The following is a 16,755-nucleotide window of genomic DNA, read 5'->3' as shown; positions in this document are numbered from 1 at the left end:
ACGCAAAACAGGCCCCACAACGTGGGGTTGAGCCTGTTGTGGGGCCCGCTCTGCGTGCCAACCCGACCGGGAAGCACGCAAAACAGGCCCCACAACGTGGGGTTGAGCCTGTTGTGGGGCCCGCTCTGCGTTCTATTTCCTCAACTAAGCACGCAAAACAGGCCCCACAACGCGTCCGCTAGCTCGGCTGGCCCGCGTCAGTGATCCGGAACGTCAGCGTCCGGGCTTCGGGGCGCAACGCGTACTCCGGCCAAACGTCCGGTCCGCACGCCCTGGACCCGAGGCCGTGCTGGGCAGCATCGAGGTACAGGAAGCTGCCCTTGCTTGCCGGCAACTCGTGCGGGTGACCAGCTGCCGAGATCTCCTGCGCTGTGTGCCGGGCGAGAGTAAAGCCTGGTAAACGGCCACGGGAGTCAGGGACGGCCTCGAGCGTCAGCCAGGGATGCCCGGCCTGCTGCAGGTCAAGAGAGCGGACAGCACTGCGGTGTCCCGATTCCTGCGGCTTGGCGTAGGGCACCGTGAGGTCATCGATGCCGGCCGCGTACCGTCCCACCAGCGTGGCGTGCATGCTGTCCGGGTAGGATTCCCGTGGTCCAGCACCGAACCACGACGCCTGGTCCACCGACCCGGGCAGGTCGAATCGGATTCCTACCCGTGGCCAAATGATGTCCCAGCCAGTGCTGGGGACGATGTCCACGCGCAGGAACAGTTCGCCACCGGAGAGCTGCCAGTTTTCCTCTACCGACACCCACTGGGCAGCATCTGCAGCGGCGTAGCGGGTCTGGACCACAACTCCGGATTCGTCGGCAGAAATTTTCTCCACGCGGGCTGTGATCCGGTCCAGGCCAGCAGCGCGCCACACAGCTTCCATAGACGGGGCAGGGGTGCCGTTGCCGTTGTTGAGCCATGGATCGGCGAGGTCGTAGCTGCCGCGGCCCGCACCGGCGTCGTTGTCCGTGGGTGCGCGCCACAACTCCAGCCGCGGACCGGAGACCGGCAATCCGGCAAGCGAGACTAAGCGGCCGTCCTCAAAGGTAGCAGGGCCCAACGACAGCGTTCCCTTGGCAACGGCAGCCGCACGTTCGGAGGATAACGCAGGGCGCGGGGCGCTCAGGCGGGGACGGGCTTCGGTCACTTCCAGCTGCGCCGCAGAGATCACATGGCCGGCCTCGGCCCACGAGGTGTCCTTGCGAAGGACCACCTCCGCCGTCAGCCAGTGCTCACCGGCTCCCACGGATGCGGGCTCCGGCAGGGCGATCCGCGTCGTGGCACCAGCAGCGAGCTGCCCGCCGGCGGGCGTTACGATGTCGAGCTCACCGGAATCAGCAAGGACACCATCCAGCTCGGTACGCCAGTGCAACACGACGTCGGAGGCGTCAGCCGTGTGCCGCAGATTGGCGACGGAGACGTAGCGGCGCGTGCCGCCGTCGGACGCTTCCGTGGAGAAGGCCAAACGCAGGGGAGAGACAATCTGTTTGTACTCGAAGAGGCCAGGGCTGGGCGTGGAGTCAGAGAGCACCATGCCGTCCATCACGAAGTTGGCGTCGTGGACAACCTCGCCGAAGTCGCCGCCATAGGCGAAGAACTCCGTGCCCTCGGCGCTGGTGGTACGGATGCCGTGATCCCGCCATTCCCAGACGAAGCCGCCATGCAGCCGAGGGAAACGGTCCACCAGGTCCTCATACTGGTCGATCGCGCCCGGACCGTTGCCCATCGCGTGCACGTACTCGCACAGGATGAACGGTTTGCTCCGCTGCCGGGCGGACTCCGCCGCGGAGCAGCCCAGCACGAGCGAGCCGGAATCGTCGCGGCCAATCGCTTCAGTTTCGGGAACGGAGGAGTACATCCGCGAGTAGACGTCTGTGTAAGCGCCGGTGTAATCGCCTTCGTAGTGGACGGGCCGGCTGCTGTCCCGGGCATGGGTCCACGCCGACATTGCCGCCAGGTTGGAACCCGTGCCGGACTCGTTGCCGAGGGACCACATGACGATTGAGGGGTGGTTCTTGTCCCGCTCCACCGTGCGTTCCATCCGGTCCACGTAGGCCTCGCGCCACGCGGGGTCGTCGCTGGGGTTGCCCACCCACCCGTGCCGTTCAAAGCCATGCGTTTCAAGGTCGCACTCGAGGATCACCCAGAAACCCATCTCATCCGCGATGTCCAGCAAACGTGGATGCGGCGGGTAGTGGCTGGTCCGGATCGCGTTGACGTTGAACTGCTTCATCAGGGCAAGGTCGGCCCGGGCGAAGTCCTCATCGAAGACCCTGCCGCGGTCCGGGTGCGTCTCGTGCCGGTTGACTCCGTGGAACACCACACGCCGGCCGTTCACCAGGAACTGGTCACCCTTGATCTCCACGGTACGGAAACCCAGGCGCAGCGAGATGGTCTCGCCTTCGCTTTGCACGGTGGCGTTATAGAGGCGCGGAACCTCTGCGGACCAAGGTTCGACGCCGGTGATCGCCACCGGGGCGACGTCGGCAGGGGAGTCCCAGACGACGTCGACGTCCAGTTCCGGAACTGACAGCCGAACCGGGTAGGCGGCGTCATCCGCGGTGATTTCAGGGTCGATAACGCCTGAGCCAGCGGTGTAGGAGGTCCGTAACCAGACGTCGTCGATGCCCTTCTGAGGGCGGGACTGGATGGTGACGTCGCGGAAGATGCCCGGCATCCACCACTGGTCCTGATCCTCCACATAGCTCGAGGCCGACCATTGATGGACACGGACAGCCAGCACGTTATGGGCAGGGCGGAGTGCCTCGGTCACATCAAATTCCTGCGCCAGCCGGCTGCCCGTCCCAACACCGATTTCGACGCCGTTGAGCCATACCTTGTAGCGGGACTCGACGCCGTCGAACCTCAGCACTGTCCTCCCGGCGTCGTCCCAGGTTGCCGGGACCTCGAACGAGCGGCGGTAGTCGCCCGTCGGGTTCTCATCCGGGACGTGCGGCGCATCTGCAGGGAAGGGAAACTGCACGTTGGTGTAGATGGGGCGCCCGTAGCGGCCCTCACCTTCCAACACCCAGTGGGCCGGAACCGGGATGGTGTCCCAACTGGAGTCGTCCAACGCTTCATGTGCAATGCCTTCGATGTCCTCCCCGGGAGGAAGGACTCCGCGTCCACCCGGCGTACCGGGGGCGCCGGGGAGAAGCCGGAACCGCCACTGGCCGTTAAGGGACAGTGTGGGGGCGTCAGTGTGCAGCCAGGACCGGGCGGGGACTCTATTGCCGGTACCGGGGCCGGTGTCGGTGATGTAGTTGACGTCGGGTGACGGGGTCATTACTTAACGGCTCCTTCTGTCAGCCCGCCGCGCCAGAAGCGCTGCAGGACAACCATGGCAATGCTGAGCGGAATGATGGAGAGAAGTACTCCACCGGTGGTCAGTTCGTAGAATTCGGGCAAACGGTCAACCTGGCTCAGCCAGTTGTTCAAGCCCAGCGTGATGGGGTAGAGCTCCGAGTCGGACAACATGACCAGCGGCAGGAAGTAGTTGTTCCAAATGCCCACCAACTGGAACAGGAACACGGTGACCAGGGCAGGCGTCAGTACCTTCAGCCCAATCGTGTGGAAGATGCGGAGCTCACCGGCGCCGTCGATCCTGGCGGCCTCGATCAGTGAGGTATCCACGGTGGCCTGGGCGTAGATGCGGCAGAGGAACAAGCCGAAGGGGGAGACCAGCGATGGCAGCAGGACGCTCCAGTAGGTGTTCGCCAGGCCCATCTGGCTGAACAGCAGGAAGAGCGGCAGGGCAGTGGCCGTGCCGGGAACCAGCACGCCACCCAGGATGGTGCCGAACACCAGGTTCCGGCCACGGAACTGGTATTTGGCCAAGGCATAGCCCCCGGCTGCGGCAAAGTACGTGGCCAAGAGGGCGCCGACTCCGGCATAGATCGCAGAGTTCAGGAACCAGCGGCCAAAAATGCCGTTGTCGTAGCTGAGCACCCGGCCGATGTTTTCCCAGAGGGAGAACGTTGGGGCGAACCAGAAACCGTTGGTGGAGAAAAGGTCCTCTGTGGACTTCGTGGAGGCCACGAACACCCAGTACACGGGAACCAGGAAGTACAGGGCCACCACCACTAAAAGTGCGGTGACGATGATGGTGGATGACCGCCGTCGTCCGGCTGAGCGGTCCGGACCCGCGGATGGTGTGCTGCGGACGGGGGCTGTGGGTTGTTTGGTAGCTGTGGCGGTCATGAGGACTTCCTGTTCGTCAGTGCGAGGAAGGCGAAGGAAAGGGCGAACGCGGCCACGGCGATGATGACCGACTGGGCTGCGGCGACGTTGTAGTCGTTGTACGCGAAGGCCGTGGTGTAGGCGCTGAGGTTCGGCGTGTACTGGCTGTCGATGGCGGGGGCAACGGTCTTGAGGACCTGTGCTTCGGCGAAAAGCTGCAGGGTTCCGATGATGGAGAACACCGTGGTGAGCATGAGGGCCGGACGGATCAAGGGCAGTTGGATGCTCCGGGCCACGCGCCAGGTGGAAGCACCGTCTACCTTGGCTGCTTCATAGAGTTCCACCGGAATGGCTTTGAGCTGCGCCACGATGATCAGCATGTTGTAGCCCGTGTAGCTCCACGTGACGATGTTCGCGATGGACCAGAGAACGCTGTTCGCGCCCAGGAAATCCGGGGTGAGGCCAACGATCTTCGCGGCATCGAACAAGGGGCTCAGGCCGGGGACATACAAAAAGGACCAGAGGATGGTGGCGATGACGCCGGGAACACCATAGGGCAGGAAGTAGGCGGCGCGGAAGAAGCCCGGCCACTTTGCCGAGGCCGATTCCAGCATGAGGGCCAACACCGTGCACAGGACGATCATGACGGGCACTTGGACAACGCCGAACAGGAGCATCCTGCCGATGGAGGCAACAAAGCTGCCGTCGGCCAAGGCCTGGGCGTAGTTGCTGAAACCGGCGAACTCACTCCTCACGCCGGCCTCGCCGAACAGTCCGCTGCGGGTCACTTTGGTGAAGCTGGACAGGATGGCTACCACAATGGGCAGCAGGAACGTGAGGACGAAAAGAGCCAGGAAGGGTGCAAGCAGCAGCCACGGGGCGCGTGTGGCAGCACTGTTCCGCTTGCCTCCACGTGCCGGGGCGGCGGGACGCTGCGCTGTGGGTGCGGTGCGGGTGGTCGTCATGCCGTTTCCTTTCGAATGCTGAGGCCCTTGTTCTTGAAAACGGTGATGATCTGCTGCTCGGAAGCCGCGATGGAATCCACCAATGAGGTCCCGAAAGCCTTCTTGCGGAAGCCGTCGCTGAGGATGTTGAAGGACTGTTGGGTCACTGGCCACCAGGACCAGTCAGGGTTCTGCTGTTGGGCGGCAGGGACAAAGACGTCCTCGTTGTAGCGTTGGCCACCAAAGAACGCCGAGGGTTGCTGCCGATCGGTGCCGATGAAGTCAGGGTTGGGTGACCAGCCGATGCCGCTGTTTTTGATCTCGGCGTCGATTCCCTCCGTGGACGTGGTCAGCCACACCGCGAAGTCCAGTGCTTCCTTGGGGTGCTTGCTGTTGGCCAGGACTGCAGCCGTTGAGCCGCCCAGGTAGCTCGAGCCAAACCCTGTATCGCCCCACGTGGGCATGGGGGCGACCCGCCACTTACCTTCGGAACCACTGACACCCTGCACCAGGGCGTCGCCCCAACTACCGGTGATGGTCGAGGCGATGCCACCCTTGCCGGCTGCTGCAAACCAGCCCGGGGAGAAGGCGCCGTAAGCGGTGGTGACGAGGTCGTCGTCGATCGCCTTATCGAAGAAGCGCGCGGTGTTGAGTGTGGCGTCGTCGGTCATGTTGATGACCCAGCCATCCTCCTCCGGGCGCAGCCACTGCGCACCGGCCTGCCCAGCGAAAGAGGCAAACGGAGAGGCATCACTGATGGGGAAGCAGTCCAAGTAACTGTCCACGGAGCGTAGTTCGGCGGCCAGGGCAGCCCACTCGTCCCAGGTCTTCGGAGTGCTGCCGCCCACCTTGTCCAGGATGGCCGGTTGGTAGAACATGCCCATGGGGCCGGCGTCCTGGGGGATGCCGTAAACGCCCCCGGTGTAGCTGACCTGCTTCCACAGAGTGGGATCGTAAAGGTGGGCGTGATCGTTGGCGCCGTAGCGGGTCAGATCCACCAACCCGTTCACCAGTATGAACTCCGGGATGGACCGCAGTTCAACCTGGGCCAGGTCCGGTCCACCTCCGGCTGCCAGGGCCGAGTACAACTTCTGATACCCGCCGGCATTGCCGCCCGGGATCCACACCACGTCCACTTGGATGTTCGGGTTGGCAGCATTCCAGACGTCAGCGACTTTCTGGAAATCCTTCAGCCAAGCCCAATAGGTCAGCCGCACGGGGTCCCCGGCGGCGGGGATGGTGGGTGCAGCATTGACGGACTGTGTTCCTGGAGTAGCGCACCCGGTCAGCAGGCCCATGGCTGCTGTTCCCAGGCCTGCGCCCAGGAGTTGTCTTCGCGTGAATGGGGTCATGAGCCTTCACCTCTTCGTGTCAGGTTGACGATGCCGCGCCGGGATCAATGGGTCCCGCAGAGGCAAGTGTGACCACGGTAACAGAAAATTCGAGTAGTCACTCGAATTTCATATGCGGCCTGTAACGCGCATGTACACTGACTAGCCATGACCACAAAGGACGTGGGCCGCGCAGCGCGGCGGGGCCCCTACGCGAAATCCGAGGAACGGCGCCGGACCATCCTGGATGCTGCCCACGAGGTGTTTGCTGCCCACGGCTACCGCGGCGGATCGCTGCAGGATGTTGCTGACCGGGTGGGACTGAGCCAAACCAGCCTGCTGCACTATTTCCCGTCCAAACGCGATCTCCTGATGGCAGTCCTGGAGCGCCGCGACGAAATCACCGGCGATGCCTTCCCGGACGACATGGAAGAAGGCCTGGTTGACTCCGTGATCCGGACGGCGCTCTTCAACGAGAACATCCCGGGCGTGGTTGAGCTGTATACCGTTCTTTGCGCTGAGTCCGTCACCGACTCGCATCCCGGGCGGGTGTACTTCACCGAACGCTTCGAACGCCTGCGCACCAGCTACGCGCGGCGCTTCGCCGAGCTGGCCGCCGAGGGCAGGCTCCGGCCCGGAGTTGATCCTGACGAAGCTGCCATGTCTTTGGTAGCCCTGTGGGACGGCCTCCAGACCCAATGGCTGCTGGCCCCCAACGAGGTGGACGTGGTGAAGGGCCTGCGTGGCTACTTTAAGTTGGTGGTCCTCCCCGAGCCCTGACCCAACTAAGTAGCAGCTAAGCGCGTTATGAGCCCTCAAAACGCGCTCAACTGCTACCTACTTGGGTGTGTTAGCCGCGGAAAGCCCCGATGCCCGTGATGTGCTGGCCCAGGATCAGGGTGTGGACCTCATCCGTGCCCTCGTAGGTCCGCACGGACTCAAGGTTGTTGGCATGCCGCAGGGGTGAATAGTCCAGGGTGACGCCGTTCCCGCCCAGGATGGTGCGGGCCTCCCGGGCGATCTTGATGGCCTCGCGGACGTTGTTCAGCTTGCCCAGGGAAATCTGCTCGGGATGAAGATGGCCGGTGTCCTTCAAACGGCCCAGGTGGAGGGCAAGCATGGTGCCCTTCTGGATCTCCACCAGCATGTTCACCAGTTTCTCCTGCGTCAATTGGTAACCGGCCAGGGGGCGGCCGAACTGGAGCCTGGTGCCCGCATACTCCAGCGCAGCTTCGTACGAGTCGCGCGCAGCTCCCATGGCACCCCATGCGATGCCGTAACGTGCCTCGTTCAGGCATGTGAACGGTCCGCGAAGTCCAGCGGCGCCCGGGAGGATGGCATCAGGACCCAGCCGCACGTCGTCGAACGTTACATCGCACTGAACCGAGGCGCGCATGGAGAGCTTTGGCTCAATCGCCGTGGCGGTTACGCCGGAAGAACCTGCAGGGACAAGGAAGCCGCGAATACCATCCTCAGTGTTGGCCCACACCACCATGACGTCCGCAATGGACGCGAGCCCAATCCAGCGCTTGGCGCCATCCAGTACCCAGCCATCGGCTGTTTCACGGGCGAACGTGGTCATGGAGGACGGATCCGAACCCGCGCTTGGTTCCGTCAGCGCGAAGCATCCGATCAGCTCGCCGGCCGCCATCCGCGGAAGCCACTGCTCCTTCTGCGCCTCGGAGCCCCAACGGTGAATTGCCGTCATGGCGAGGGAACCCTGCACCGAGACGAACGTGCGGATCCCGGAGTCGCCGGCCTCCAATTCCATTGCCGCCAAACCATACTCGACGGCGGACCTGCCGGGACAGCCGTACCCCTCCAGATGCATCCCCAGGACTCCGAGCTCGCCCAGCTCAGGGGCGATCTCCCGTGGGAAATGAGCCTCCTCATACCAGCGTGCGATGGCGGGACGGATGCGCTGGGCCGTGAAATCACGGACCTTGTCGCGGAGAGCCAGCTCCTCCACCGTCAGCAGGGAATCGAGGGCCAGGACGTCGGAGGTGTTCGTCGTTGAATCGCTCATTCCAGCATCCTAGGTGGCCGGCCCGCCTGCCGGGACCATGCAGGCCGCAAGCCCGGGAAACCCCTTCAGTAGTATGGAGGCGGGGGTCGCACACTTCCCCCGCTGCGATTTGGTTAACTTGGGGGATTTTGCATGGCACTGCCTGACGTCGATTTAAGGGCCAAGGCGGAGGCCGCACCACAGCGCACGCCGGTACAACCATCCTCTCCGGCCCTGCGCTTGCTGCCGCTGGCTGTGGTACTGGTTCCGGTGTGGATGATGCTCGCGGACTGGGCCAAGCAGGGCCTGGACTTCAGCGTCTACTGGTTCGGCGGAAGTATCCTGAACCAGGCAGGGACGTCGCCGTCGGACCTGTACGGCCCCACTGTCGCTTCAGCCGGTGGCCCGCAGCTCCCCTTTACTTACCCGCCGTTCGCGGCCCTCGTCTTTGGTTTATTGGCGCGGTTGCCACAACTGTCGGCTCTCATGGTGTTCAACGTTGCAGGCGTTGCCTTGGCGGCCTGGGTGGCTGTCACGATCGTCCGGTACTGGTCATCGAAGCCCGATCTTAGGAGTGCACTGTCCTCCACCAGGAACTGCTGGATAGCCGCTTCGTTGTTCCTTGCTGTCCTGTTCCTGGGGCCGTGGCGCGAAACGCTGGCGTTCGGGCAGATCAACATCATCCTCATGGGCCTGATGGTCATCGACCTCCTCGGCGGCCTGTCCAAGCGGCGGGGCTTCCGGGGCACGGGCTTCCTGGTGGGTGTTGCCGCCGGCATCAAGCTGACCCCCTTGGTGTTTGGCCTGTACTTCCTGATGCGCAAGGACTGGCGTGGGCTGGCGAACATGGCAATCGGCTTTGCCGGCACGGTGCTGCTTGGCTGGCTGTTGAGGCCTGCGGAGTCCCTGCAGTTCTGGTTGGAAATCCTGCCCGATACCTCAAGGATCGGCGGTGCCGGCTATGTGGACAATCTCTCCATCAAGGGCACCCTCCTGCACTTCGGTGTCCCGCACGACACCGTAACCTTGCCCTGGATCGCATTGAGCCTGGCGACCGTCGTCCTGGCGGCTCTGCTTGTCAGGGCGGCCAGCGCCCAAGGCGCACGGGTTATTGCCATCTCGACGACGGCACTCGCCATGCTGCTCATCAGCCCGGTTTCGTGGTCCCACCACTGGGTCTGGATGGCCATCATCCTGCCGGCGTTCGCTTGGACCATCAAGGAAACGCCGGCCCGTCACAAAGCCCAACGGGTAGTGATGAGTGCCGTACTGGCCGTTTCAACACTGGTGTTCTTTTTCTCGCCCAAGACCATCGGCACCGCCCTGGGTGCGGCTGACTTGAATGTCCAGACGCCCGGTCTATGGATCATGGCGTCCAGTGCGGGCGTTTTCTGTGCCGTGGCCATCCTGATGTGCTGGTTCGTTGCGCTGCGTCGGTACTCGGTCCGGATCGAGGACGTTCCTGATGTGCCTACCCGCCTGCGGCAGTGGGCCTCAAGGCAACGCTAGGCCCCGTCCGACGAGCCTCCGGGGCTATTCGCCGCGTACCACCCCGGCCTCGGCCCGCTCACCGGTGAAGTAGCCGCGGGTAGACGGTGCAAAGCGGCACACGACGGCCAGCACGACACCCAAAGCCAGCAGCAGCACGCCGCTGACGAACGCTCCGCCAATGCCGAAGATCTGAGTGTCCCCGTACGACGGGTCCCACATCTGCACTGCTGAGATGAAGAACGCCGCCGTCAGGGACAGGGCTCCGAGGAACGGAAGGATGCCGCGGAACCACAGGTTGCGGGCAGAATCCCTGAGCGTGGAGCGGAAGAACCACACACAGGAGAAGCCGGTCAGGGCGTAGTAGAACGCGATGAACAGGCTGATGGCGCTGATCGAATCGGAGAGCAGGTTTTCGCTGAGGAAACTCATGGCCACGTAATACACCACGGCCACCGCACCCATGACCTGGGTGGAGAAGCCCGGCGTCATGAAGCGCTCGTGGACCTTGCCGAACCGGGCAGGAAGCGCGCCGTGCACGCCCATGGACAGCGTCCCGCGCGCGGTCGGCAGAATGGTGGTTTGCGTGGAGGACAGGACGGACGCCAGCACAGCCACGATGATCAGCCAGCCCCAAGGACCCAGCACTACGTCCTTCATGGCCAGGAAGACGTCATCCTGGTTGGCCTCATTGCCCAGGCCGATGCCGTCGGTACCGATCGTGGCGTACATCATCACCAGCAGTGCAACGGAAACGTAGATCGCCACCAGCACGGAGGCTGAGATGACGGCGCCACGGCCGGGGGTCTTGGCAGGGTTTTCGGTTTCCTCATTGAGGGCCAGGCACGTGTCCCAGCCCCAGTAGATGAACAACGCCAGCAGCACGCCATGGACCACAGCACCGGGATCGGCAAAGGCGCCGGCCGGGTTGAACCATTCGAAGTCGAAGGCCTGTCCTTCAGGCGCGCCACCAGCAATGCGGAAGACAATGGCCACCGCGAAGATACCCAGCGAGATGTACTGGATGTAGGTCAGGGTGCGTTGGACGTGCTCGCCCAGCCGGATGCCGCGGTGGTTCACGTACGTCATGAACACGATGAACAGCACGCCGGTGGCCGTCACCAGCCACGTGTTGTCGGCCAGGGAACCATCACCGATCAGGAGCCAGAGGTACTTGCCGGCAATCTGCGCCAGGTTGGCCAGCACCACGATTCCTGCAAGGGCCACGCCCCAGCCGCCCAGCCAGCCGGCCCACGGGCCGAATGCCTTGCGTGCCCAGAAGAACGTGGTGCCGCAGTCAGGCATGGCGCTGTTGAGCTCACGGAAGGCGTAGGCAATGAACAGGACCGGGATAAAGCCGAGGATCAGGATCAGCGGGGTGTAGTTGCCGTTGACAGCAACAATGAGCCCCAGCGTCGCCGCGAGCGAATAGACAGGCGCGGTGGATGCCAGGCCCAGCATGACGGAGTCGCCAAGGTCAAGGATCCCGGCGTGCAGGCCTTTGGAAGGTACGACGGCGTTAGGGTCGCCGCCCGCTGAGCCGCCACCCGGCGTCGAGGTTTCAGTGCTCATAGTGCAGCTCCGTAGGAAGTAGCAGGGGGCGCGATGGGCGCCGGGGCGTCGATGGTATTGGGGACAAAGCGGCAGAAGTAGTCCGTGATGGGGCCGTCGGATTCGCGGATGCCGCAGCCGACGGATTCGCCATCCACCACCCACAGACCCAGGACCGGATGGTTGCCATCGAAGTCGGGCAGGGAGTGGTACTGCTGGAAGCACCAGCCTTCGCGGCCGTAGCCGCCGGGCTGCTGGATCTCAATGCCGGGGGCATGGATGCGGATGTTGTCGCCCTCGCGTCCATGCAGCGGTTTGGCCACCCATTCCTTGAGGGGACCCGGATCGCCGAGGTAGGCCGGCAGCAGGTTTTCGTGGTTGGGGTAAAGATGCCACAAGGCAGCCAGCAGTGCTTTGTTGGACAGCAGCATCTTCCATGCCGGCTCAACCCAGCGCGGATTGTGGGCGCGCTGCAGGAGTCGCTGTCCGAACGGCTCCTTCATCATCAGCTCCCATGGGTACAGCTTGAACATGGTGCTGATCATGAAGTTGTCCAGGTCCACGAACCGGTTCAGGTTGGGGTCCCAGCCGATGTCGGACATGTTGATGCCGATGGTGGTCCAGCCACCTTGGCTTGCGACATCCCGCATGTAGGCTGCCGTCATCCAGTCCTCGCCGGATTCTTCCGCTTCGGAATGGGCTACGTGGAGCGTGCTCATGCCGGTGCGGAACTGCAGCTTCTTCCACTGCCGGATCAGCGCCTCATGGATTCCGTTCCACTGGTCCTTCTCCGGGAAGACGTCCTGGAGCCAGAACCACTGGGCCACGGAGGCTTCGATCAGCCCGGTAGGGGTATCGGCGTTGTACTCCAGCATCTTGGCCGGGCCGCCCTTACCGTCATAGATGAAGTCGAATCGGCCATAAACGTCCACATCCGCGGCCAGCAGTGACTCGCCGGCCAGCTCCAGGGCCTGCTGCCCAATGCCGAGGTCGCCCATGGCTCCGGTTGCCAGGTATTTGGCGGCTTCCAAACACATGATGTGCATGTCTTCCGCGGTTTTCTCGAGGGTCTCCACCTCGTCCTCGGTGAATTCGTAGTACGCCGATTCGTTCCAGTATTCGATTTTGCGGCCATTGGGCATGGTGGTGGTGGAGAAAACCAGGCCCTGTTCTTCGATCTTTTGCTTCCAGTCCGGCCTGGGCTCGGAGGGCAGTCGACGCACGCCTAGCCTCCCGAGCTTCCGCCGCTTTTGGAGCTGCTGCCAAAGCCACCCCGGCTGACGGTGCCGCCCTTGGTGCTGTAGCCGGTGGAGGACTTGGCTCCTGTTGGGACGTTCTTGGTGTAGCTCGGGTAGGCGGAACGGTTCTGGCCCACAGCAGGCACGCTGGCGCCGCGGGAGTAGAAGTACCACGCGTAGACACCGGAGCTTCGGCCCGCCGAACTGCTGTTGTTGCAGTCGTTGTCATCAACGCGCTCGCCGGTTTCCTCGTTGAAACAGACCTGGGCGTAGTCGGCTTCCTGCTCGTTGCTGGCCACGATTGCCGTAATGGTTCCGGCCAACAGCGCGGTCACGCCAAGGCCGACGACCACAGTGCGACGCTGCGAGCGCTTCTTCTTCTTGGCTGCCTCGGCCTCGCCGCGTTCGCGTTCCCTGGCGAAGGGGTCCACCACAGGCAGGGGTTGTCCGGGACGTGGAGCTCCGCCGGGGGATGCCCCCGCAGGCACCTTCTTGTTCTTTCCCGTCGCTTTGCCGTGTTGAGGGTTGCCCTGCTGCGGATTCCCCTGCTGGGGGTCGTCCTGGACAGGCGTGAAAAGCTCCGGGTGGAGTTCGGGCTTGGGCACTTGCCAAGGTGGGGGTTTGGGCGGATTGTTGCCCGCCCCGAAGTCGCTGTTGTTGTCCCTGCTGCCGCCGTTGTTGCCGGCTGCGTCAGGGCTGTCTTTCGGGCCCATGGATATCCCCCTGGATAGACCGTTGATGTGTCCGGCGCCACGCCGGACCAGAATGCTCAGAGCAAGCCTAGTCCTTGCAAGCGGTGCAGGCACGGATGACTGCGGTAAATGGGGAGAACTCCCCACTGTGGAAGCGTGTAAGGATGGAGCCATGGCGGCACCGGAGACCTACAGCAACGGCGACGACGGCGTGCTGCTGCGGCTCCCGCCGGTTCGAGGCATCGGCCGGGGACGTGTGGCGACCGGACTGGTACTGGCACTCATGCTGCCGCCCGCCGTCGAACTTTTGGTCACGGTCCTGAATTTCCGTAACTTCGCCATGACCATGCTGCTGCAGTTGGCCGTGGCGGTCGCGGTCGCCGCGATCGGCGGGTTGTGGCCTGCAGTGGTGGCCGCCGTTTTGGGCAGCTTCCTGCTGAACTATTTCTCGGCCGATCCTGTGGGATCCCTGTCCATTGCCGATCCCACCACGCTTTTCACCTTGGTGGTGTTCCTGGCAGTGGCCTGCGGTGTGGCGCTCGCTGTGGGTCTGGCCAGCCGCCGGGCCCAGGAAGCGGCACGGTCCGAAGCCGAAGCCACTGCCCTGAGTGAGTTGGCTCTCCGGATACTGAGTTCCGATGGAAGCCTGGAGACTTTCCTTGAGAAGGTCCGCGCGAACCTGGGCATGGAAGCGGTGACGTTGCTGGGCTCCGCGGCCCCGGGGGCGGCAGCCATGCCAGGGGCAGCTCCCGCATCGCAGGTCCTGGCGAGCGCCGGCCCCAACCCGCCGGTGACCCACGCCGCCGCCGACCATGCCGCCGTCGTCGATCCGCAGTACACGCTGCTGCTGCGCGGCGGACCCCTGACACCGCAACGCCAGCGGCTGCTGGCCGCCTTTGGTGCGTTCGTGGTTGCCGTGCGCGAACGGCAGCAGTTGGTGAAAAGCCGGCGGGACAATGTCCGGCTGTCCGAGGGCAATAAGATGCGGACGTCCATCCTGCGCGCCGTGTCGCATGACCTGAGGACGCCGTTGGCCGGTATCAAGCTTGCTGTCAGCAGCCTGCGCCAGGAGGACGTGAGTTTTCCTCCGGACGTGGAGCGGGAGTTGTTGGAGACCATCGAGGAATATGCGGACCGCCTTGATCATCTGGTGGACAACCTCCTGGACATGTCGCGCATCACCGCTGATGCGGTCAATCCGCTGCTGACCGGTATCGGCTGGGCTGAGGTGCTGCCGCAGGCGCTCCGGGGTGTTCCGGCCGGGCATCTCCGCAATGAACTTCCGCCCAATCTTCCGCCGGTGCAGGCCGATGCCGGCATGCTGGAGCGCGTGGTGGCCAACATCGTGGAGAACGCGGTGAAGTATGCGCCGGACTCGGATGTTGTCCTGACGGCGCGTACCGGTGCCGGTATCACCCTGGGGGACCGGCCGGCCGGCGAACTGCGGATTGTGGATCACGGCAGGGGAGTAGGCCGGGAGGAGGTCCTCACCATGTTCCAGCCGTTCCAGCGCTTCGGTGATTCGCCGGCGCCCGGACACACTGCCGGCGGTGGGATCGGGTTGGGACTCGCGGTCGCCAAGGGGTTCTGTGAAGCCATGGGCGGCAGGCTCGATGCTGAACCGACGCCGGGTGGCGGCTTGACCATGGTGGTCACTCTGCCGTTGTGGACCGGTGGCCCGCAATGACGCTGGTACTCATCGTCGAGGACGAAGCCCGGATTGCCCGCGCCATGCAGGTCACCCTCCAGGCCCACGGCTACCAGGCATTGTCCGTGGGCAACGGCGCCGACGCCCTGCAGGCCGCTGCCAAGCAGCCCGTGGAGATCGTGGTGCTGGACCTCGGACTGCCGGATATGGACGGAGTGGAGATCATCCGCCGCATCCGCGGCTGGAGCAGCATGCCCATCATTGTGCTCTCTGCCCGGCACGCGTCCGAGGACAAGGTGGAAGCGCTCGACGCCGGTGCGGACGACTACGTCACCAAGCCTTTCGGTTTGGATGAGCTGCTTGCACGCCTCCGGGTCGCCTCGCGCCGTGTGGTCACCGGCCATGAAGAACCAACACTGGCCACTGCAGACTTCCTGGTGGACTTGGCCGGCAAGAGGATCGTGAAGGATGGCGTGGAAGTCAGGCTGACGCCCACGGAATGGAACATCCTGGAACTGCTGGTCCGCAACAAGGGGAAACTGGTGAGCCAGCAGCAGATCCTCACCCAGGTCTGGGGGCAGGCCTATGCCAAGGAAACCCAATACCTGCGCGTGTACATCGCCCAGCTGCGCCGGAAGTTGGAGCGGGATCCGGCAGAGCCGCGCCATCTGCACACCGAAGCGGGCATGGGCTACCGTTTTGATCCTTAAAAACGTCAATTCGCGCCGGACCGTCCGTAGACTGATCCCATGAACACCGCATCCCTCCTTGCCGTCTGCCGTGTCCACCAACTGCTGCCTGATCCCGGCAACGTGGGGGTTACTGCCATGGACAAGCGTCCGGTGGAAGGTCCGGTCAAGGTCCATAAACTAGGGCTTCACGGGGACGTGCAGGCAAACCGTATTGATCACGGCGGAGAAGACCAAGCACTGTACGCGTATTCGCAGGCGGATGCCGACTACTGGGCAGGTGAGCTGCAGCGGGAGGTGCGGGCAGGACTCTTTGGTGAGAACCTTCGGGTGTCCGGCATTGAAACCACGGGCGCCGTGATTGGCGAACGGTGGAAGATCGGCCTGGACGTAGAGGTCGAGGTGACGTCCCCCCGCGTGCCCTGCGCTACTTTCCAACGGGTCCTCGAAGAGCCGCAGTGGGTGAAGCGGTTCACGCAGGCCGGCCGCATTGGCACCTACCTCCGCGTCATCAGGACAGGGACCGTTTCTGCCGGGGACCACATTCACCGCACGTTCGTTCCGAAGCACGGCATCACCGTGGGCCAGTGGTTCAGTGAGCCGACGCCGGACGTCGTCCAGGTACTGCTGGACGCGGAGGCAGACGGCGAGATCCGACTCCAGGACGAGTACCACTCAAAGTTCGACAACGTCCTCCGCCGCCACGGCCTCTGAGGGCTCCGGGGCAGCGGTCGCGGCTGAGTGTGAACAAGCTCACCGGCCATCATGGGGGCTTAAGTCGCGGTGATGCCGCCCCGTGCCCTACACTTGAAATATCCCCCACTCCGGAAATCCCTTTATCCTGCCCAATTCTTGAGGCAGGACTGGTAAGTGTTGGGGCCCGCAATTGTGTGCGGGCATTTTCATAGGGAGAGCCGGCTAAAGAAAACGCTGTACAGACTGCTGGGATAGCAGCCAAGAGATGCAGCGGGAAGTCCTGCCATGGGATTGCGATAGCGCCGG

At 63.8% G+C, this 16,755-nt stretch carries 13 protein-coding genes; 5 read left to right on the top strand and 8 right to left on the bottom strand.

The features are described 5' to 3' along the window. Window positions 1-178 precede the first annotated feature (178 nt). From RQH14_RS13815 to RQH14_RS13800, 4 genes are read right to left on the bottom strand one after another with little or no spacing between them, the layout of a single operon-like run. Complete coding sequence (locus tag RQH14_RS13815; RefSeq protein WP_311213749.1) at window positions 179-3,274, bottom strand: glycoside hydrolase family 2 TIM barrel-domain containing protein; 3,096 nt, start codon at window positions 3,272-3,274, stop codon at window positions 179-181. Then, window positions 3,274-4,188: a carbohydrate ABC transporter permease gene (locus RQH14_RS13810; RefSeq protein WP_311213748.1), complete on the bottom strand. Its 915-nt coding sequence runs from the start codon at window positions 4,186-4,188 to the stop codon at window positions 3,274-3,276. Before RQH14_RS13810 ends, RQH14_RS13815 begins: the two co-directional genes overlap by 1 nt. Next, on the bottom strand, window positions 4,185-5,132 hold the full coding sequence (locus RQH14_RS13805; RefSeq protein WP_311213747.1) for a sugar ABC transporter permease: 948 nt from the start codon (window positions 5,130-5,132) through the stop codon (window positions 4,185-4,187). Before RQH14_RS13805 ends, RQH14_RS13810 begins: the two co-directional genes overlap by 4 nt. Further along, window positions 5,129-6,463, bottom strand: a complete 1,335-nt coding sequence (locus RQH14_RS13800) for an extracellular solute-binding protein (RefSeq protein WP_311213746.1) — start codon at window positions 6,461-6,463, stop codon at window positions 5,129-5,131. The genes RQH14_RS13805 and RQH14_RS13800 overlap by 4 nt, the downstream gene beginning before the upstream one ends. Window positions 6,464-6,610: 147 nt before the next feature. On the opposite strand from RQH14_RS13800, the gene RQH14_RS13795 reads away from it, so the two are divergent. Further along, on the top strand, window positions 6,611-7,222 hold the full coding sequence (locus RQH14_RS13795; RefSeq protein ID WP_311213745.1) for a TetR/AcrR family transcriptional regulator: 612 nt from the start codon (window positions 6,611-6,613) through the stop codon (window positions 7,220-7,222). Window positions 7,223-7,292: 70 nt separating this feature from the next. Here the strand turns inward: RQH14_RS13795 and RQH14_RS13790 are convergent, their stop codons facing one another. Next, window positions 7,293-8,468: an acyl-CoA dehydrogenase family protein gene (locus tag RQH14_RS13790; RefSeq protein WP_311213744.1), complete on the bottom strand. Its 1,176-nt coding sequence runs from the start codon at window positions 8,466-8,468 to the stop codon at window positions 7,293-7,295. 132 nt (window positions 8,469-8,600) lie between these two features. On the opposite strand from RQH14_RS13790, the gene RQH14_RS13785 reads away from it, so the two are divergent. Continuing rightward, the gene (locus RQH14_RS13785) at window positions 8,601-9,956 is read left to right on the top strand and encodes a glycosyltransferase 87 family protein (protein ID WP_311213743.1); all 1,356 of its coding nucleotides are present in this window, start codon (window positions 8,601-8,603) and stop codon (window positions 9,954-9,956) included. 24 nt (window positions 9,957-9,980) lie between these two features. Here RQH14_RS13785 and RQH14_RS13780 read toward each other — a convergent pair whose 3' ends face one another. The 3 genes from RQH14_RS13780 to RQH14_RS13770 are packed head-to-tail and all read right to left on the bottom strand — an operon-like array spanning window position 9,981 to window position 13,437. Continuing rightward, window positions 9,981-11,507 (bottom strand): APC family permease, encoded by a 1,527-nt coding sequence (locus tag RQH14_RS13780; RefSeq protein WP_311213742.1) that lies wholly within the window; start codon window positions 11,505-11,507, stop codon window positions 9,981-9,983. Then, on the bottom strand, window positions 11,504-12,709 hold the full coding sequence (locus RQH14_RS13775) for a glutathionylspermidine synthase family protein (RefSeq protein ID WP_311213741.1): 1,206 nt from the start codon (window positions 12,707-12,709) through the stop codon (window positions 11,504-11,506). The genes RQH14_RS13780 and RQH14_RS13775 overlap by 4 nt, the downstream gene beginning before the upstream one ends. 2 nt (window positions 12,710-12,711) lie before the next feature. Beyond that, window positions 12,712-13,437, bottom strand: coding sequence for a Tat pathway signal protein (locus RQH14_RS13770; protein WP_311213740.1), 726 nt, complete (start codon window positions 13,435-13,437; stop codon window positions 12,712-12,714). 151 nt (window positions 13,438-13,588) lie between these two features. Between RQH14_RS13770 and RQH14_RS13765 the strand changes: the two genes are divergently transcribed. Genes RQH14_RS13765 through RQH14_RS13755 form a run of 3 tightly spaced genes read left to right on the top strand, consistent with a single transcriptional unit; the run spans window position 13,589 to window position 16,467 of the window. Further along, window positions 13,589-15,103, top strand: a complete 1,515-nt coding sequence (locus RQH14_RS13765; RefSeq protein ID WP_311213739.1) for an ATP-binding protein — start codon at window positions 13,589-13,591, stop codon at window positions 15,101-15,103. Further along, entirely contained in the window at window positions 15,100-15,774 is a 675-nt protein-coding gene (locus RQH14_RS13760; RefSeq protein WP_311213738.1) for a response regulator, read from the top strand. Before RQH14_RS13765 ends, RQH14_RS13760 begins: the two co-directional genes overlap by 4 nt. A gap of 39 nt (window positions 15,775-15,813) precedes the next feature. Beyond that, window positions 15,814-16,467 (top strand): MOSC domain-containing protein, encoded by a 654-nt coding sequence (locus tag RQH14_RS13755; RefSeq protein WP_311213737.1) that lies wholly within the window; start codon window positions 15,814-15,816, stop codon window positions 16,465-16,467. Window positions 16,468-16,755 lie beyond the last annotated feature (288 nt).

The organism is Arthrobacter sp. WCS2018Hpa-7, assembly GCF_031843805.1.
In the GTDB taxonomy this organism is placed as follows: Bacteria; Actinomycetota; Actinomycetes; order Actinomycetales; family Micrococcaceae; genus Arthrobacter.
Note: the sequence above shows the minus strand (reverse complement) of the source record. Positions and strands in the feature narration are given on the sequence as shown.

What these genes read in the sequence shown, in the direction of transcription:
- RQH14_RS13815 (WP_311213749.1), bottom strand. Translation starts at nt 3,274, where the DNA reads ATGACCCCGTCACCCGACGTCAACTACATCACCGACACCGGCCCCGGT.
- RQH14_RS13810 (WP_311213748.1), bottom strand. Translation starts at nt 4,188, where the DNA reads ATGACCGCCACAGCTACCAAACAACCCACAGCCCCCGTCCGCAGCACA.
- RQH14_RS13805 (WP_311213747.1), bottom strand. Translation starts at nt 5,132, where the DNA reads ATGACGACCACCCGCACCGCACCCACAGCGCAGCGTCCCGCCGCCCCG.
- RQH14_RS13800 (WP_311213746.1), bottom strand. Translation starts at nt 6,463, where the DNA reads ATGACCCCATTCACGCGAAGACAACTCCTGGGCGCAGGCCTGGGAACA.
- RQH14_RS13795 (WP_311213745.1), top strand. Translation starts at nt 6,611, where the DNA reads ATGACCACAAAGGACGTGGGCCGCGCAGCGCGGCGGGGCCCCTACGCG.
- RQH14_RS13790 (WP_311213744.1), bottom strand. Translation starts at nt 8,468, where the DNA reads ATGAGCGATTCAACGACGAACACCTCCGACGTCCTGGCCCTCGATTCC.
- RQH14_RS13785 (WP_311213743.1), top strand. Translation starts at nt 8,601, where the DNA reads ATGGCACTGCCTGACGTCGATTTAAGGGCCAAGGCGGAGGCCGCACCA.
- RQH14_RS13780 (WP_311213742.1), bottom strand. Translation starts at nt 11,507, where the DNA reads ATGAGCACTGAAACCTCGACGCCGGGTGGCGGCTCAGCGGGCGGCGAC.
- RQH14_RS13770 (WP_311213740.1), bottom strand. Translation starts at nt 13,437, where the DNA reads ATGGGCCCGAAAGACAGCCCTGACGCAGCCGGCAACAACGGCGGCAGC.
- RQH14_RS13765 (WP_311213739.1), top strand. Translation starts at nt 13,589, where the DNA reads ATGGCGGCACCGGAGACCTACAGCAACGGCGACGACGGCGTGCTGCTG.
- RQH14_RS13760 (WP_311213738.1), top strand. Translation starts at nt 15,100, where the DNA reads ATGACGCTGGTACTCATCGTCGAGGACGAAGCCCGGATTGCCCGCGCC.
- RQH14_RS13755 (WP_311213737.1), top strand. Translation starts at nt 15,814, where the DNA reads ATGAACACCGCATCCCTCCTTGCCGTCTGCCGTGTCCACCAACTGCTG.